Source organism: Clostridium mobile, from assembly GCF_018918285.1.
GTDB classification, from domain to species: domain Bacteria; phylum Bacillota; class Clostridia; order Clostridiales; family Clostridiaceae; genus Clostridium_AW; species Clostridium_AW mobile.
Genome location: NZ_JAHLQF010000001.1, coordinates 643,921 through 661,762, shown reverse-complemented (window position 1 = coordinate 661,762; position 17,842 = coordinate 643,921). Strand labels below are relative to the sequence as shown.

18 protein-coding genes are annotated in these 17,842 nt (G+C 28.9%); 14 read left to right on the top strand and 4 right to left on the bottom strand.

Annotated features, from left to right (window positions below):
- Positions 1–198 precede the first annotated feature (198 nt).
- The 14 genes from KQI86_RS03310 (at position 199) to KQI86_RS03245 (ending at position 15,786) form a co-directional block, all read left to right on the top strand.
- On the top strand, positions 199–585 hold the full coding sequence (locus KQI86_RS03310) for a hypothetical protein (protein ID WP_216437726.1): 387 nt from the start codon (positions 199–201) through the stop codon (positions 583–585).
- 27 nt (positions 586–612) lie between these two features.
- Complete coding sequence (gene rlmD, locus KQI86_RS03305) at positions 613–1,965, top strand: 23S rRNA (uracil(1939)-C(5))-methyltransferase RlmD (RefSeq protein ID WP_216437725.1); 1,353 nt, start codon at positions 613–615, stop codon at positions 1,963–1,965.
- A gap of 355 nt (positions 1,966–2,320) precedes the next feature.
- Positions 2,321–2,575, top strand: coding sequence for a DUF1413 domain-containing protein (locus KQI86_RS03300; protein WP_216437724.1), 255 nt, complete (start codon positions 2,321–2,323; stop codon positions 2,573–2,575).
- Positions 2,575–3,666, top strand: a complete 1,092-nt coding sequence (locus KQI86_RS03295) for an ABC-three component system protein (protein WP_216437723.1) — start codon at positions 2,575–2,577, stop codon at positions 3,664–3,666. The genes KQI86_RS03300 and KQI86_RS03295 overlap by 1 nt, the downstream gene beginning before the upstream one ends.
- Entirely contained in the window at positions 3,659–4,138 is a 480-nt protein-coding gene (locus tag KQI86_RS03290; protein ID WP_216437722.1) for an ABC-three component system middle component 2, read from the top strand. Before KQI86_RS03295 ends, KQI86_RS03290 begins: the two co-directional genes overlap by 8 nt.
- Positions 4,139–4,140: 2 nt before the next feature.
- A complete protein-coding gene (locus KQI86_RS03285) occupies positions 4,141–5,997 on the top strand; it encodes an exonuclease (RefSeq protein WP_216437721.1) in 1,857 nt (618 codons plus the stop codon).
- Between the two features lie 818 nt (positions 5,998–6,815).
- Positions 6,816–8,741: an AAA family ATPase gene (locus tag KQI86_RS03280; protein ID WP_343216145.1), complete on the top strand. Its 1,926-nt coding sequence runs from the start codon at positions 6,816–6,818 to the stop codon at positions 8,739–8,741.
- A gap of 29 nt (positions 8,742–8,770) precedes the next feature.
- Positions 8,771–9,022, top strand: a complete 252-nt coding sequence (locus KQI86_RS03275) for a hypothetical protein (protein WP_216437720.1) — start codon at positions 8,771–8,773, stop codon at positions 9,020–9,022.
- 106 nt (positions 9,023–9,128) lie between these two features.
- Positions 9,129–9,569: a hypothetical protein gene (locus KQI86_RS03270; protein WP_216437719.1), complete on the top strand. Its 441-nt coding sequence runs from the start codon at positions 9,129–9,131 to the stop codon at positions 9,567–9,569.
- 223 nt (positions 9,570–9,792) lie between these two features.
- Entirely contained in the window at positions 9,793–10,797 is a 1,005-nt protein-coding gene (locus KQI86_RS03265; RefSeq protein ID WP_216437718.1) for a DUF4365 domain-containing protein, read from the top strand.
- A 251-nt stretch (positions 10,798–11,048) separates the two neighbouring features.
- Positions 11,049–11,192, top strand: a complete 144-nt coding sequence (locus KQI86_RS03260; protein WP_216437717.1) for a hypothetical protein — start codon at positions 11,049–11,051, stop codon at positions 11,190–11,192.
- Between the two features lie 690 nt (positions 11,193–11,882).
- A complete protein-coding gene (locus KQI86_RS03255; protein ID WP_216437716.1) occupies positions 11,883–12,038 on the top strand; it encodes a hypothetical protein in 156 nt (51 codons plus the stop codon).
- A gap of 1,072 nt (positions 12,039–13,110) precedes the next feature.
- Positions 13,111–14,589: an Lsa family ABC-F type ribosomal protection protein gene (locus tag KQI86_RS03250; protein WP_216437715.1), complete on the top strand. Its 1,479-nt coding sequence runs from the start codon at positions 13,111–13,113 to the stop codon at positions 14,587–14,589.
- Between the two features lie 162 nt (positions 14,590–14,751).
- Positions 14,752–15,786: a Cfr family 23S rRNA (adenine(2503)-C(8))-methyltransferase gene (locus KQI86_RS03245; RefSeq protein WP_216437714.1), complete on the top strand. Its 1,035-nt coding sequence runs from the start codon at positions 14,752–14,754 to the stop codon at positions 15,784–15,786.
- 243 nt (positions 15,787–16,029) lie between these two features.
- On the opposite strand, the gene KQI86_RS03240 is transcribed toward KQI86_RS03245, so the two are convergent.
- From KQI86_RS03240 to KQI86_RS20330, 4 genes are all read right to left on the bottom strand, one after another.
- A complete protein-coding gene (locus KQI86_RS03240) occupies positions 16,030–16,533 on the bottom strand; it encodes a zf-HC2 domain-containing protein (RefSeq protein WP_216437713.1) in 504 nt (167 codons plus the stop codon).
- Between the two features lie 17 nt (positions 16,534–16,550).
- Positions 16,551–17,075 (bottom strand): zf-HC2 domain-containing protein, encoded by a 525-nt coding sequence (locus KQI86_RS03235; RefSeq protein WP_216437712.1) that lies wholly within the window; start codon positions 17,073–17,075, stop codon positions 16,551–16,553.
- Positions 17,068–17,553, bottom strand: coding sequence for an RNA polymerase sigma factor (locus KQI86_RS03230; protein WP_216437711.1), 486 nt, complete (start codon positions 17,551–17,553; stop codon positions 17,068–17,070). The genes KQI86_RS03235 and KQI86_RS03230 overlap by 8 nt, the downstream gene beginning before the upstream one ends.
- 61 nt (positions 17,554–17,614) lie before the next feature.
- Complete coding sequence (locus KQI86_RS20330; RefSeq protein WP_281417162.1) at positions 17,615–17,749, bottom strand: hypothetical protein; 135 nt, start codon at positions 17,747–17,749, stop codon at positions 17,615–17,617.
- Between the last annotated feature and the right edge of the window lie 93 nt (positions 17,750–17,842).

Here is a 17,842-nt window from a genome sequence, read left to right as displayed (position 1 = left end):
TCAAAATAAATTGCACTAAATAATATTATATTTTATAAATGTTACTTATAAGAAAACAAAGTGTAAAATTTTTTATGTGAATAACATTTTATAATTTATTCATAAATTAGTCAACGGTTCAGTATTTACTTTACAATCATACTATTGCATAATAGTATTTGTATCAAAATTACAGAAAAAGAGATTGGAGGATTATATATGACAGAAGAAAATAAGAACTTAGAAAAAGAATTGGAAGAAACAGAAGAAACAACCGTTGTAGATGAAAATAAAGAAAATGCTATAGAGACAGAGGATAAAATAGAGATAGAAGATAAAGTTGAAGAAGTATCAGCGGAGTTAGAAACAACAGAAAGCACAGAAAACACAGAAGTAAAAAATGAAAATAGCATCTTTATGGATAATTTAAAAAACGTTGGAATAATGCTTTCTATTTCTTTAGCAGCATATTTAATTTTAGACATGGTTATTTTAAGAATACTAGGATATAAATTTGCAAAAACCTATATAGGCACAGGAATTTTATTTGTATATTTATTAGTAACAATCGTTTATCCAGTATTTAAAAAAGATAAAAAACACTAAAACTTTAAAGGTGAGGATGAAGCTAAGATGAAGAAAGGTAAGGAGTACGAAATAAATATAACATCTACAGAATTCCCATCCACAGGAATTGGAGAATATGAAGGGTTAAAAGTATATGTAAAGAATGCATTACCAGGTCAGAAAGTGTCAGCTAGAATATCTAAAAAAAGAAAAAATTATGCTGAGGGTAAAATAACAAATATTATAGAAGATGTGCCATATAAAATTAATTCAAAGTGTTCTATCTTTGGAGAATGTGGTGGTTGTGCTCATCAAGATGTTCCCTATGATAAGCAATTGCAACTTAAAGAAGAGCAGGTTTTAAAGCTTTTTGAAGAAGGGGAAATAAAGGGCTTTGATTACTTAGGAATAGAAGGAAGTCCAGAAGAATTTGAGTATAGAAATAAAATGGAATTCTCCTTTGGTGATATGGAAAAAGGCGGGGAGCTAACCCTTGGTATGCATGCAAAGGGAAAAAGCTTTGGAATAATAACTGCAAATGACTGCCGAATTGTAGACGAAGATTTTAGAAATGCTTTAAATACTACTCTAGATTATTTTAGAGAAAAAGCATTACCATACTATAGAATAATGAGTAGGGAAGGTTATTTAAGAAACTTAGTAGTAAGAAAAGCTGCAAATACAGGAGAAGTTTTAATTAATTTAGTAACTACCTCTCAAATGGATTTTAATTTAGAAGAATGGGTAAGCTTAATTAAGGAAATTAACTATAAAGGAAAATTAGTAGGTATAATACATACAATAAATAATTCTTTTTCTGATGTAGTTCAAGGAGATAAAGTAGAAATACTCTATGGTAGAGATTATATAATAGAAGAGCTATTAGGTTTAAAGTTTAAAATAACGCCATTTTCCTTTTTTCAAACTAACTCAAAGGGAGCAGAAAAACTTTATACTATAGTAAGGGAATTCTTAGGAGAATCAAAAGATAAAGTAGTATTTGACTTATATTGTGGAACGGGTACCATAGGTCAAATAGTGGCTCCAGAAGCAAAAAAAGTTATTGGAGTTGAACTTATCGAGGAAGCAGTAGAATCAGCAAATGAAAATGCAAAGCTTAACGGACTTCATAACTGTGAATTTATAGCAGGAGATGTGGCAAAGGTTATTGGAAATGTAACTGAAAAGCCAGATTTAATAATACTAGACCCACCAAGGCCAGGGGTGCATCCAGTAGCATTAGATTATGTAATTAAGTTCGATGCTCCACAAATAGTATATGTATCCTGCAACCCTAAGACTTTAGTAAACGATCTTAAAGTTTTAACTGAAGCAGGATATAAGGTGGAGAAGGTTAAGATTAAGGATATGTTCCCGCATACGCCGCACATTGAAACTGTGGTGAGGCTAAGTAAGTAAAATCAATGGTTTCAAGAATTGAATACCCCTAGAAAGGGTGATTTTCTACAATATTGCCATCGAAAGTTTATTTCGATGGCAATATTATTTTTTGTAAGTTTTTGGGTGGGGCCTGACCCCATAGTGAGGTAAAGCTGAACTTGCTATATTCCTGCCAGAGATAAAAGAACTATTAAGAACAAAATTCTCAGTATTTTCAGGGTTTTATTGTTAGTAGCTTTAGTAAGTATAAGTTGCAGAATATTTGTAAATATTTGGCGAGCAGCATAATTCCATGTTGAGAAATATTGGAAAATATTATAAAATTATAATAACAATGTTATGTATATAGCGATTTTCTTTTGGAGGTATGTATATGTCAAATGTTAAGGAGTTATTGAAAATTGAAAAAGCTAAAATAGATAAGCTGAACCCGGATGAAATCTTCTTAGTAAGAGATTTATTAAAGGGGTATGATTGGAATCGAATTTTGATAAGAGGTAGGATTCTACATAGAAGATTATTTGTGAATTTTATTAGAAATGTAGATAATGGAGTAGCAATAATTGAAAAAACTTCTTCAGTGCAACAAAAATATATGATAAGCAATGCAGAAAAGGAGGATTTTTGATGATAACTACGACTTTTAATCTAGTGAAGGTGGGGAAAATTGAGCCATTAGATGATCAATCGGTTTTTGAAATAGTTATTCCTCCATTACAAAGAGTTAAAGATTTTTCTGATGAAGCATTTGAGGAGTTTATAGCAGAATGGGCTGTGGCTTGTGCTAAAACTAAATATAAAGATGTATATCGAATTGGTGGTTCGGGTGATAAAGGTAGAGATGTAATTGCAGAATATGAAAATGGTGAGTTTGATTACTATCAGTGTAAGAAATATTCCTCACCATTACAACCTAGTCAGTATTGGTTGGAGTTTGGAAAACTTTGTTATTTTATTTATAATAAAGATATTCCAATGCCTAAAAAGTATTATGTAATAGCATCTCATGATTTAAGTAAAAAAATGAGAGCACTATTGGAAGACAAAGAAAACATACGTTCAGGGCTTATAAGAGAGTGGAATGATAAATGTAGTAAAAATCTTATTGAAAAAAAGACTATAAACTTAAATGGTGATCTTTTGAAATTTATACAAAATTTTAATTTCGATATTGTGGATACATATTCTATAAATACTATTATAGAGGAGCATAGACATACACATTACTTTTATTTTCGTTTTGGAGGCAATATTAAACCAAAAAGAAATATTAAAATAGAACCACCGGCAAGCATTAAAGATCTAGAAGGTAAGTATTTAAGCAAAATTTTAGAAGCATATTCAGAAAACAAAAAAGAAAATATTAATACTGATAAACTTAATCAGTTTGCAGATTTGTTAAGAGATTTTCGTAGTAGACGACAAGAATATTACTCTGCAGAATCACTTAAAAGATGTATTCGAGATATTTTTTCGAATGAAAATGAATTTGAAATTTTAAAAAATGAGATGCACTCAGGAATAAAAGATTTTATTCAAACTGATTTTAAGGATGGTTTAGATAAATTAAAGAAAACTATGCACGAATCAACAAAAGTAAACTTATCAATAAGTAGAGTAGATAATGACCTGCATTTTGTTGGGAATGATGATAAAAAAGGAATATGTCATCATTTAGCAAATGACGATTTAGTTGATTGGAGGACTAGAGATGAATGATAGACTTTATAATACAAAAACAGAAATAGGATTACGTTGTTTATTTATTCTTAAAGTATTATATCCTAAATCTTGTAGCATTGACAGATTGGCATATTTGGATTATTTAAGTCTTTATATTGAAGATTTTAAAGAAGATGCTATTAATATACATCCTAAATATCCATTTCAATCTATAGAAGTTCTTGATAAAAGGCAAGTGTTAAAAAAATGTATATTAGAGTTAGCTCTAAAAGGGTTAATTGATGTAGAAAGTAACGAAGGGTTATTTTATAGAGGAAATTGTAATACATTATGGTTAGTAGATAGCATTCAAGATACTTATTCTGATCATTTAATAAAAAATATTAAGTTGGTTGTACAAGGAATAAAATTTAAAACAGATGAAGAATTAAAAGATATAATATTTTCTCATAATATAGATGAGAAAGATGAATTTAATAACTTCTATCCGTATATTGAGGAGGTATAGTTATGCTTGGATTTTATATAAAAAAATTAAAGTTAGTTGGTGATAAAAAAGAAGATGCTGAAGTTATATTTCAAAAAGGTCTTAATGTAATTCATGGTCCTTCTAATACAGGGAAATCTTATATATTTCAATGTATCGACTATGCTCTTGGTGCAACCAAAATTAAAGATATTCCGGAGAGTGAAGGCTATTCAAAGTTGTATATGGAAATTCGTAAATTTGGTAATAATGCTCCAATAACTATTTTGAGATTTTTAAATAGCAAAGATATATTTTATTATAACTGTAGCATTGATGAAATTAATAATGATAATTCCAAAAAGCTAAAGAGTAAACATGATCCTGATAGCCAGGATAATATTTCTAAATTTCTTTTAAAGCAGATAGGAATTAATGAAAATAAATATTTGGTAAAAAATCAAGATGGTAAAAAAGCTACATTGGGTTTCAGGGCTATAGCACATTTATCAGTAATTTCGGAGACTGATATAATATCAGAGGTTAAATCTCCGGTTATGGGAATACAAAAAACGCAACAGACTTACAGTAAATCTGTATTTAGATATTTATTAACAAATCAAGATGATATAGGTTGTGCAGAATTGGAAAAAGCCGAGATTAGAAAGGCTAAAAATGAAGCTAAAATTGATTATATAAGAGAAGAAATTGTTTCTCTTATTCAAAAGAAACAGGAGTTAATTGAGGTTAGAAACAGTTTTAGAAACGGTGAAATATCTAGTTTGGATTACTATAAAGATAAAATAGCTGAAATAGAAAAAGTTATCAAAATCAAAAGGCAAGAACTTCATGATATTAATACAGCTAATAACAGATTGAACTTACAGAAAAACAAAATTCATATGATGCTTGATAAGTTTAATCTGTTAAAAAGACAGTATCTGAGTGATATAAAAAGATTAGAATTTTCGGCTAATGGAGAGAGTGTATTATCACAAATTTCAAGACAACATTGCCCACTTTGCGATAGTGAAGTGCCTATAGATATGGATGATGTTAGCCATGATGATATTATCAACTGTTGCAATAATGAAAAGGCTAAAATACGGATTAATTTAAAAGAATTAGAAGTTTCTATTAATGATTTAGTTGAGGAACTTCGTGAGATAGACGAGAGTTTGTCTTTAGGTGAAGAAAAGGCTAGAAAATATAATAACGAAATATCTCAGATATCGTCTAAAGATTTAAAGCCACTTAAAGCAGTAATTAACTTACTAATAGAGCAAGCAAAAATTGACAGTAAAATAGCTGATGTTGGAAGCACTATTGAGTGTAAAAATGGTGAAATTATTGTTTTAAAAGAAAGTAAAATGGTTAAAGAAGATTCAGTAACTGGCAGTCTGGTAATTGAACAACAAATTTATAAAGATTTATGTACAATAATTAAAGACTCTTTAATTACATGTGGATACTTAGGGGTAAGAGATGTAACATTTAACATTAAAACACAAGATATAGAAATAGATGGAGTTCCACGTTTATCTAACGGTAAAGGATATAGAGCATTTTTCTATGCTATATTTAGTGCTTCATTAATGATTTATTTACAAAACATAAATCACCCTTTTATGCGTGTTTTAGTTCTAGACTCACCACTTACTACATTGAAGGAATCTGAAATTGCAGAGGCAAAAGAAGATGATTTTATTGATAATTCTTTGCAAGATGGTTTGTTTACTTTTTTTGCAGAGGGTTTTAATGATAAGCAAGTAATAATAATTGATAATAAACAGCCGCCAAAGAGCTTGTTAGGGAAATATCATGATATCACTTTTACTAAAGGGCTTGCTAAAGGAAGGTATGGTTTTTTTAACTTGAATGAGAAATTAGCAAAAAATTGAGGTGTACAGATGAATTAAAGTATATCATATACGATTATTCGAGAGGAAAGAGGGCAGACTTTATTACTATGGAAATAGACGATAATATTATGCGAGTTAGTCTATACCATGTAAAGAGTAAAAGAGGAGAAAACTTATAATAATTTTGTTGGTGATATATACGAAGTTGTAGGGCAGGCAATAAAATCTTGCATATGGCTAAAGACAAAAGATACATTAGTTTCTAAGATACAATCACAAAGAAAATCAAAACACTGTATTTTTGGAAAAGGTGAATATAATGATTTTATTAAAGAGTTTAAGCGACAATATTTAAATTTCAAAGGAAAGACTATTATTGTTCAACCGGCAATAAGTAAGGAGTTGGCAATGCCACAAAACTTCCAAGAGGTATTAGCGGCAGCACAATATTACATACGTCACTCTGCACATGTAAAATCTCTAGAAATATGAGGAAGTAAATAAAAACAAGGGAGTATATATGTGTTTTATTTGCGCAAGACTAGGAATGCTCCTAGTCTTATAATAAGCAATGGGAAAATTCAATGAAAATATAAACAAGTTCTAAAATTATAAAAGATACTTATAAGTTTAAATTCGGAAAGTTATGCTATGAATTATATGTTAGTAGTAAACATAAATAGGAAGTTTGTGTAATGACCTCTGAGGTTGTAGAAATTGAAAATTGTTATTTGCTTAATTTTAAAAATATTAATGATATTGTATAAAAGAGGAGGTAATCAAGTGAAATTAAATAGGATACGAATAAGAAATTATAAATCATTTAAAGATTCTAGAGTTATCGATATTAAAGGAATATTTTTGCATTAGTTGGACAAAACAATACTGGGAAATCAGCTATAATGGATGCTATTCAGGTGTTTTTTCCTAATTGTAAAAAGAATGTAACTCCAGAAAATTTTCATAAATCTACTAAGGATGATATAACGATTGAAATATGGTTTTCAGAAGTTACTAATAATTATTTAGAAAACAAGTTATTTATAGATAAGATAGTAAATCAACAAAAACTAATTAGTGAAGCGGAAGGTACAGCGAAGTATGATAAAGTAGTTAAAAAATTAGAAGAAATAAGAGAAAAAGAATTAGAAAAGTGTGTTTCAAAGTATCATATTGAAAATGATGTATTATATGTTAAGAAAACTATTCCTAAACAGGGTAAAGCAGCTTATGTGTTAGAAAATGACGAGAAAATTAGTGAAGCTGATTTAAAGAAGGTTTTACCAGAATTAAAAATTATTCCTGCAATAAGAGATCCTAAAAATGAAAGTACAGCTGGTACAAATTCATATTTGAAAGATTTAATACAAATGTTGGATGAAGAAGTGCAAACAGAAATAATGATGGAAGATAAAAAACTTACATATAAAGAACTGAATGATGTTTTATCAGACGAGACATCAAAAAGAAGCGAAAGGTTATCATCCCAAATAACAAGGTATTATAGTAATCCTATTGGAAGTAGTGATTTTGAAATAAAAGTTAATTCATCAGTAAATATAGCTAAAGGGACAACCTATTACACAGAACTCATAGATAAAACTACAAAAATCAAAGCAGATATTTTAGAGTGTGGTACAGGATATCAAAGTATGGTTATACTAGCATTATTAGAAACTTATGTAGAAATAGCTCATACTAATAATAATTATATTTTGCTCATTGAAGAACCAGAAGTGTATTTGCATCCACGATTACAAAGAAAAATGATAGATACATTGATTAGAGTTGCTAACTATAATCAGGTAATATTTACATCACATTCACCAATAACAATAAGTAAATTAAGTAGTTATGATGTGAAATTAGTAGAAAGAGAGAATGGTGAAGCAATAATTAGTAATGCTGCTGTGAAGCAAATTATTGATGAACTTGGGGTAAGACCTGATGATTTTCTACATAGTAAGGGGATTATTTTTGTTGAAGACAAAGATGATGAGACTGTTATAAAAGAGTTGCTAAAAAAATTAGATAATAAGAGTGTAGATAAAATAAATATCATTCAAGCAGTTGGTTGTAGTAACTTTAAATGGTATGCAAATGCTGAAATTTTAATTAATAAAGGCTTTAATATACCAACATTAATAATAAGAGATTCAGATGTTAAAAGACCTGAAAAGTTAAAAGAAAATTTAGTCGAAGATATAGTAAATTCGTTTATTAATACACCTCAATATTCTCATTACACTTTAGATGAAAAAGATGAAATAAAGAACAACATAAATGATGCGATTAAGGTTTTAGAAGAGCATTCATTAGAATATTATTTTATTAATACCAAACTACTATCACCATTTTATGAAGATGAAGCAAAACTAGAATGTGCTGTAACATGCTATAACTATAAGTATAAGATTAAAATGGAACAAGGACGCAAAGGAAAAAATGTCAGCGTGAAAATTGAAAACTATTATCAGTCGAAGAGATTCATAGAAGGATACCCTGATAAGCCCAACAATATAGCTGAAAACTTAGAGCCTTTACTGATTAAAGAATGGAAGTCTTACAAAGAAACTTGCGCTTGTGAAATTAGCGAAACTTATGGAATTGATAATTTTATAGAAACCAGACAGATTCTAAAGGATAATATTAATGAATTTAATAGAGATAATGATGCTTTTAAGCATATAATAGATACTTATGATATAAGTTATTTGGATAAAAATGGATTAGGGGAAATAATTAGTATTCTTAGAGAATCTTTAATAAAGATTGAAGGTTAATTTTAAGAATATACATGGGGGAATTTAAAATGAGTAGGGATTTTAGAAGTTTAAGAGATGATTTCGGATATAGTGGAGCAAGAGAAAAATTTGAGCATATTTGTACAGAATTAATCCAATCAAAATTTAATAATGCTCATCCTGTTGAAGTAAGCCAAGGGGATGGCGGAATAGATATTTTTGTTGGCGATTTTAATAATGAAATTGAAATATATCAGTGCAAATTCTTTATAGATGAAATAGGAAACTGTCAAAAAAAAACAAATAAGAGAATCGTTTAAAAAAGTAGCAACATCAAATGAATATACATTTAAAAAGTGGTATTTGTGTATAGCAAAAAATCTTAATAAAAGTGAACATAAATGGTGGGCAGAATGGAAGAACAAAATGGAAGAGAAATATTTGAAGGAAATAATTTTATATGATGAAAGTAGGCTTATATTAAAATTAAAGAAATTCGATCTATATAATAGATGTTTTGAAACTATTACAATAAATAGGGATTTCTTTAACGAAGTTTCAATAAAATCTAAGAAAGAAGAAATCGCTAATGATTTAAGACCTTTAATGAGTTATATTAAAAGTAATGATTTCACATACTCAACAATTGATATAATTGATATGATGGATAAATTATATTACAAATATGATGAAGATATCTTTTTCGTAGAAAAAAGATTACATATAATTGACCATATAAGTGAATTGGCTCAAATAATATCGTTCAATACTTATGATGGGAAATTAAGAAAGAATAAGGAAGTAGAAGATACTATATATGAATTAATAAAGATAATATTAAATGAGTATAAAATAATAATTAGTTAGTAAGAAAAAAGTAAGATCGCTTTACGATGTTCCTCGCAAGGACTCTTAGCATGCTCCATTTATTGTATTCCCTCGCAAATCTAGAGTGGTAAACAAATTGTGTTGCTAATAGCTGAAGATGAAGAAAACCCACAAAAAAATGATTTAGTTGAATATAAGGATACAGCAGAATACTAGGGACTAAAATTATATAGGTGTTTTAAGAAATAAAGGAGGCGATTTTTTGCTATTTCCAAAGAGAAATATTAGTAGTTTAAATGGGATGATAGGTGAAACTTTCTTTCAGTATTTTGTAAATGAGGAAATGAACTGCATATATCATAAAGTTGATCAGGAAAATGACTTTGGAATAGATGGTTATATTGAACTTGTTGAGAATGGAAATGTTTCAGGAAAGCTTATTGGTGTCCAAATTAAACATGGTGATTCGTTTTTTCGGTCAAAGACCTTGGGTGGATATAAGTATATTGGAGAAAATAAACATTTAAATTATTATCTAAATAGTCAATCGCCAATATTTATTGTAATTTTGGATCAAGAACTTACAAGAATGAATTGGGTACAGTTTAAAATAGAAAAAACTATGCCTTTACAAGAAAAAAGGTGGTGGATTGAAGTACCAAAGGAAAATAAACTCAAATATAATTTTAAAAATGCAATTTTTGAAACGGCAGGCCCAATAATTGATTTTGAGGAACAAATACAAATGAATTGGGCTATTGCTAATCTTATAAAAAATTCTGATTATATCACACTAGCAGTTACAAAGGATGAAATTGAAAACGAAAGTTTTGATTTTATAAATAATTTCATAGATGGACTGTGTAGAAATAAAGAAATGTTATTAGACTCAAAGTCATCATTGGATATATTTTTCCCAGAGTATGAGGAAGATTCTCGTGAAATATTTCAAATACCAGAAATAATGCAGTGGTTGAAGAAGTCTATAGAAATAGGAATTCCATGGTTCTATTTTCTAAACAATAAATGGAAAAATGCTGGTTTAAGTCTACTTTTTCACGCATATTGCATCTCGGCTAGTACTATGAGAATAGAAAGAGGCTTTTTAGTTAAGTTTAATAATGATGAGTTAGCAAAATTTTTTGAAATTAATTTTTACAACATGAATAATTTCATGGAGCAAAATGGAATAGATGAGGAATTCAATGTAGAAATCACGGAAGGAATTGTGACATTCTTCGAAGAGCATATGATAACTATAGAATAATAGCATTTCAACATAGAGCAGAAGGTATAAGGAATTTGCCTGTAGATTTTTTATAAATTAAACTTTCCACCGGGGCATTACTAGATTAAAACATCACCTTTTTTATATCCTAAGGCATTGTGGGACTTGCTGTATTTTAGAAAAAATCATTAGAAGTTTATTTTGATACTGAATATATTTTCCCATATGTGTACTTGGAAGACGTTCGCGAACAACGTCCATAATATGGCAATTCAAATATTTATATGGTTATGTCAACAAACAAATATCAAATAGTAGATGCGCAATACATTAATCAGCAATTAGTTGTAAGATACAATTGTTTAGAATTAAATATGAGTGACGAAATACCAAATGTTACACTATTTCCTTTTAATGCCGAATGGATGTGTTAGTATTAATATTTGTGATTATGGGATCGTAATTAAAACAGAGATTCCTAATTTGAAATTGAATTTATTAAAAATAATTATATTTATTTCTTTAACCAGTCAGATTTAAATAAAAAAATGAAAATATCAATATATGACTTAATAAACATATCAGAACAAAATTAAGAAACAAGTGAAGCTTACGAGATTTTGTATATTGTACAATCCTCTGATAATGGTGTGGGGAGAAACATCTTTGACAAATTAAGTACTCATGAGAAAATTAAAAAAATATATAGAGATTATAATATAAAATATAGAGATAAGAAATTAGTAGTATTTTTACTTCATCTCAAATACAAATTACATACAATTATAACACCCGATTCACTGAATACAATTTCTTTTGGTAATTCACATTAGTAAATTACTGATGAATTGAGAGATAAAATAACAGATACCACAGTAATTAATGTAATTGAAGCAATGTTAATATATCATTTTAAACTAGAATATAATATTAAATTAAAAACTCTATCTCTAATGTTGATTTAAAAAGATACTTTGAATTACAAAATGCAGGTATTCATCAAATAGACTTAGTATTAAATCTTTATTAGGTATCCTCATTTATTTCATCTCCATTTATTGATAGTTTCTTTAATAACTTTTTAATGACAGCTGGTGCCTCCTATAATATATATCGGTATCTTAGTGATTTCGTTACAAAAATTAGTTATTTTAACATTTATATATAGTAAATATTGGTATGATTTATATATCAGTTCAAAATATGAGTCTTATGCAAAAGGCTATAGTGTTGGACTTTCTGAAGTTGATGGATATTTTGGATATAGAACATTCTTTTAGAAAAAGAAATTTATAGCTTAGAGGGCTTAAATAAAAAAGAAATAATTATGCGTACAATATTTCATTATAGTATATGAAAAAATTAACCTAATGGAGATTTACTATATTATTTAAATAAACTTAGAGAAGATAATATTTCTATATTCAAAGAGATTATTGAGCTGTTAAAATACAATAGAGATAATATTGATTTTATTGAAAAAGATATGGATTGCGGTTCAATCAACGTTACATGTAGAGTGTATTGTGAAGATAGAGAAGAAATAGATTTTCTTGATTCACTCTTTATTGACTTTTTCAATGTATAATGGTATAATAACAAAAAAATGAAATTTGAGGTGAAAAAATGATTAATTTTTCTTGCTAATTTTTAAAGTACATTTAATACAAAGATAAACAGGTGTGTTCTGTTTGTTTTGTTGTACTTATGCAAGAAAGTTATTCTTTTTTCTCTTAATATATACACTTGTTTTATGCTATAATGATTAGCTTAACTACGTATATCTATGAGCTGTAAGAATAATTAATTCTTGCGGCTCTTATTTTTTTATCAAGTGATTCTTAGCTTCAGATGGAGTTTACTTAAAAGGAATACTTACTCCAACTGAAGCTTAGAAGAACTTATCCAGGGACGTAGCATCCGTTATGCACAGCATAAGAACTCTAAATCGCTGAAGCTCAAGAGTTCTAATATCTCCCACTTGTAGAAAAGCAGAGAACCAAAATCTTTGATTTTACGTGAGTCGCTTTCACAGAGTGCAAGCAGAGAACCAAAATCTTTGATTTTACGTGAGTCGCTTTCACAGAGTGCAAGCAGAGAACCAAAATCTTTGATTTTATGTGAATCGCTTTCACAGAGTGCGATGGTAGCATTACGGATGGTAGTCATCGGATAAATAATTCGAATAAGGAGGATAAATAATATTATGATAAATAAAGATACTTTGATAACACATGATAATCTCCATATAGAGTCGGATGCTGCAGGCGACACTTATATGGAGTAATAACAAGGTCGCCTATTGTTCCGACTTTGTTATTTATACTATTAAATACAGAGGAGGACAAAAATATGTCTTTAATAAATGTTACAAACCTAACCTTTGCTTATGAAGGTAGCTATGATAATATTTTTGAAAATGTAAGTTTTCAAATTGATACCGATTGGAAATTAGGCTTTACTGGAAGAAACGGAAGAGGAAAGACTACTTTTCTAAATCTTTTACTTGGGAAATACGAATATAATGGAAACATTTCAGCTGATGTGACTTTTGAATATTTTCCTTATGAGGTACAGGAGCAAAGCAATTTCACCATAGATGTCATAAGGGAGATTAGTCCAAATTCAATGGATTGGGAAATAGTAAAAGAATTATCTTTGTTAGATATGGACTACGATGCTTTATATAGACAGTTTTATACACTATCTAAAGGAGAGCAGACCAAAGCATTGTTGGCTGCTATGTTTTTGAAGGAGAACACCTTCTTACTTATTGATGAGCCTACCAATCATTTGGATGCTGAAGCTAGGCAAAAACTACGTAATTACTTGAAAGAAAAGAAAGGATTTATTCTGATTTCACATGATAGGTCTTTTTTAGATAATTGTGTTGACCATATTTTGTCTATTAATAAAACTAATATTGAAATACAAAAAGGAAATTTTTCTTCATGGTGGAGAAACAAAGAATTACAAGATGGTTTTGAGCTAGCAGAAAACGAAAAATTGAAAAAGGATATTAACAGACTTTCCAGCTCGGCAAAACGTACATCTACGTGGTCAGATAGTGTTGAAAGCAGCAAGTATGGAACTACTAATTCTGGGAGCAAATTAGATAAAGGATATGTTGGACATAAAGCTGCAAAAATGATGAAGCGTGCTAAAAATATAGAAGCTAGACAACAAAACATGATTGAGGAAAAATCAAAGCTTCTTAAAAATATTGAATCTAATGAAAGTTTAAAAATAGTACCGCTTACTTTCCATGATAAAAAGCTTGTAGAACTTACGGATGTTACAATTGAATATGATGATAGAATTGTCTGTGAAGGAGTAAACTTCACTATAGAGCAAGGTGAAAGAATTGCTATTCAAGGAAAAAATGGCAGCGGAAAATCAAGTATATTGAAATTAATTTATGGAGAAGACATCTCCCATAGTGGAATTGTAAGAAAGAATAATAAGTTAATCATTTCGTATGTTTCACAAGATACTTCAGATTTATATGGTAACTTATCTGAGTATGCAGATAAACACTGTATTGACGAGAGTTTATTTAAATCCATGCTTAGAAAACTTGATTTTTCAAGAGAACAGTTTGAAAAGAATATCGAGGATTTTAGTGGAGGACAGAAGAAAAAGGTATTGCTTGCCGGAAGTTTGTGTGAACGGGCACATTTGTATATTTGGGATGAACCATTGAATTTTATTGATGTCATTTCTCGTATGCAGATTGAAAAATTGTTAATTGAACATGAACCTACAATTTTGTTTGTTGAGCATGATAGTGCATTTTGTGAAAATGTTGCAACAAAAATAATAAAATTGTAAAGGTAGAAATGGCAATTAATATGTTTAATGAGAATATAAAAGTAACACACAATAGGCTCCATGCAAAGCCAGATGTTTTGGGCGACGCTTGCATGGAGTAGTATAAGTCGCTAATTATACTGGCTTTGCTTCCTAACTATTAATAGTGAGGAGGAAGCCTACATGAAACAGACAAAAACGAAATATGAAAAAATAAAACAAATAGTATCGAATCTAAAGTTACCTGATTATAGATATGAGCAGCTTACAAAAGCTATTTTTCATCAAAGAATAGATAATTTTGATGATATGCATATACTACCAAAAGCGTTAAGGATAGCTTTAGTAAATGAGTTTGGAAATAATGTATCTAGTGTAATACCTGTTTTTTCACAAGATTCTAAACAAGCTCAAAAATTGTTATTCGAATTAACTGATGGAGAAAGAATAGAAGCTATTGGACTAAAGTATAAACAGGGGTGGGAATCGTTTTGTATTTCTTCCCAATGTGGTTGTGGTTTTGGATGTGGTTTTTGTGCAACGGGAAGTGCTGGATTTAAACGCAATCTTACTGCTGATGAGATAACTGACCAATTACTTTATTTCTATTTTAATGACCATAGATTGAATAGTATTTCATTTATGGGAATGGGTGAGGCTTTTGCAAATTCGGAGTTATTTGATGCAGTAAAAATTTTAACTGATCAAAATTTATTTGGGTTAAGTCAACGAAGAATTACTATTTCAACAATTGGCATTATACCAGGAATCCAAAGATTGACCAAAGAATTTCCACAAGTGAATCTGGCTTTTTCACTTCATTCACCATTTGAAAGTCAACGAAGCGATTTAATGCCTATAAATAAAAGATTTCCATTGAATGAGGTAATGAAGACATTAGATGAGCATATTATTCATACAGGAAGACGAGTGTTTATTGCTTATATTATGCTTGAAGGAATTAATGATTCGAAAGAACATGCAGAGGCAGTTATAGGTTTATTGAAAAATCGTGGTTCATGGGAGCATTTATATCACATTGATTTGATACCTTATAATTCTACGGACAAAACAACTTTTAAATTTCAATCTTCAAGTGCTATCAAGCAATTTTGCAGTGCACTAAAGAAAGCTGGTATTAGTGTAACTGTTAGAACACAGTTTGGTTCTGAAATCAGTGCCGCTTGCGGACAGTTGTGTTATGAAAATGAATTATGATGTTAGTTTAAAAACATCCATTTGAGTAAAGAAATAGTCTCATCTTAAAGATCTTAAAGATTTTTAATTAAATATTGAAGAGTGTTGTATGTCCCTCAGATTTTAGATTTGAGGGACTTTTTGGTATTAAATATGTCAATAAAAGGGATGTTTTCTACTATTCTTTCACCGAAAAATTTACTTCGGTGGAAGTTTTATTATACAATTCTAGTTGTTTAGGCAAATGGAATAACTAGCAGCTGTTCAAGGCCCGTAAATAAGTGCGTTTTTTACTACAGAAAGTATTGAATTTAAAAACAAGAAAATACATATAAAAGAAATAACCAGAACCCATTTTTTATTTGTTTTTTTATACCACCAAAAACCTGCTATTGCGAAAAACAAAGGAAATCCGTATTTTATAAGTATAGCCACAAAAACAAAAAAGAACAAAAATAGTGTGAATAAAGCTTCATCAGTATTTTTTTCCATATAAAATACGCAAATTAAAAGCGTAATAGCGCTAAGAGCAATGCAGGATAGTAAAATATTTCTACACTTCTTATGTATTCCTTTTAGATAATCTACTTTTCTTTCTTCAACAGGATCTACTTCAATTAATGTATTCATATTTTCCCACTCTTTTTTACAATAAATACATTCATTAAGATGATCACTGACCAATTTTTCACTTTCATTACTAAGTATGCCTTCAATATAATTTGGTAATAAATCTTGAATAATTTCACAGGATATATTTTTTTTCATAACTGTAACCTCCTTATCTAAAGAAAAACTCTTATTATCAAGAAAAAACGCCATAATAAGAATAATATTTCAAATGTAATCCATATTACCAAAAATGAAATAATAACATTGGGCCAAAAGGCATTTTCTTTTTTAGGAATAGTTTTTTTCCATAGGATAGCCACGAAGGTTCCTAATAAAGGTAAAAAGTATATGCCTGCATATATAGGTAATACTGATATTGCTTCCAATATTGAATAACTACGCACTGATTTGTAAGAAGATGAAAACATAGCTATACCTGTTAAAAGGATTCCAAGTACAATAACTGTAATGAACCAAGTAATTAATTTCTTTTTTAATATTTTTATAGAATCAGCTTCACTTTCAATCCTTTGTTCGTTTTTTTCTTCAATTTCATAAAGTTTTTTATACTCACTTTGGCAGGAATTACATTGGCTTAAATGTTTTTTTACATATATATTAGTTTCTTCACTTGCGATTCCATCAAAATATATAGGTAATAAATCCTTTACTGTGTTACATGGTAAATCACTATTCATTTTGCATCCTCCTTATAAGTTTTGATTTTCCCCTAAAAAAAGTAACTCTAGCCCAATTTTCTGTTTTATTAAGTATTTCTCCAATTTCTTTAAAGCTTAAGTCTCCTGTAAATCTAAGATACATAACTTCTCTAGTAGTATCATCTAGAGATTGTATCATTTTATAAATTTCTTTCTTATTTTCTGATGAAATAACTAATTCTTCTGTAGAATATGTACTAAATTCCATATTCTCATCAAGTGTCGTTGTCTTATTTCTATTTTTCTTCTCAAACTCTTGATACAAAACATGTTTTGCAATCTGACAAAGCCAAACTGAAATTTTACATTTTCCATTGTACCTATGAAGAGATTTCATTGCCCTTACAAAAGTTTCTTGTGTTAGCTCTTCTGATAAATCTGCATCATGTATATAACTATACAAGAAACGATATACCGTTTGTGCCTGCTCTCTATAAATTTCCTCTATATTTTGCACTATTTAATCTGGTTTTTAAAATCATAATAAATAATAATATGTACTGTTTCTATATGATTTTTTACTTTATTTTTAAATAAAGCGGCAGTTTAACTAGCCATAAACCAGGATTCTCACCTACCTTTCTTTTATTATCTATAATGCTTATATCAATATCAGCTTCATTTATAATTACTATTTTTATAGGTATCCTCATTTATTTCATCTCCATTTATTGATAGTTTCTTTAATAACTTTTTAACAACAGCTGGTACCTCCTATAATATATATCGGTATTTTAGTAATTTCG

Bases quoted from the DNA above. Each gene is read 5' to 3' on its own strand.
- KQI86_RS03310 (WP_216437726.1), top strand. From the start codon at position 199: ATGACAGAAGAAAATAAGAACTTAGAAAAAGAATTGGAAGAAACAGAA.
- rlmD (WP_216437725.1), top strand. From the start codon at position 613: ATGAAGAAAGGTAAGGAGTACGAAATAAATATAACATCTACAGAATTC.
- KQI86_RS03300 (WP_216437724.1), top strand. From the start codon at position 2,321: ATGTCAAATGTTAAGGAGTTATTGAAAATTGAAAAAGCTAAAATAGAT.
- KQI86_RS03295 (WP_216437723.1), top strand. From the start codon at position 2,575: ATGATAACTACGACTTTTAATCTAGTGAAGGTGGGGAAAATTGAGCCA.
- KQI86_RS03290 (WP_216437722.1), top strand. From the start codon at position 3,659: ATGAATGATAGACTTTATAATACAAAAACAGAAATAGGATTACGTTGT.
- KQI86_RS03285 (WP_216437721.1), top strand. From the start codon at position 4,141: ATGCTTGGATTTTATATAAAAAAATTAAAGTTAGTTGGTGATAAAAAA.
- KQI86_RS03275 (WP_216437720.1), top strand. From the start codon at position 8,771: ATGAGTAGGGATTTTAGAAGTTTAAGAGATGATTTCGGATATAGTGGA.
- KQI86_RS03270 (WP_216437719.1), top strand. From the start codon at position 9,129: ATGGAAGAGAAATATTTGAAGGAAATAATTTTATATGATGAAAGTAGG.
- KQI86_RS03260 (WP_216437717.1), top strand. From the start codon at position 11,049: ATGTCAACAAACAAATATCAAATAGTAGATGCGCAATACATTAATCAG.
- KQI86_RS03250 (WP_216437715.1), top strand. From the start codon at position 13,111: ATGTCTTTAATAAATGTTACAAACCTAACCTTTGCTTATGAAGGTAGC.
- KQI86_RS03245 (WP_216437714.1), top strand. From the start codon at position 14,752: ATGAAACAGACAAAAACGAAATATGAAAAAATAAAACAAATAGTATCG.
- KQI86_RS03240 (WP_216437713.1), bottom strand. From the start codon at position 16,533: ATGAAAAAAAATATATCCTGTGAAATTATTCAAGATTTATTACCAAAT.
- KQI86_RS03235 (WP_216437712.1), bottom strand. From the start codon at position 17,075: ATGAATAGTGATTTACCATGTAACACAGTAAAGGATTTATTACCTATA.
- KQI86_RS20330 (WP_281417162.1), bottom strand. From the start codon at position 17,749: ATGAGGATACCTATAAAAATAGTAATTATAAATGAAGCTGATATTGAT.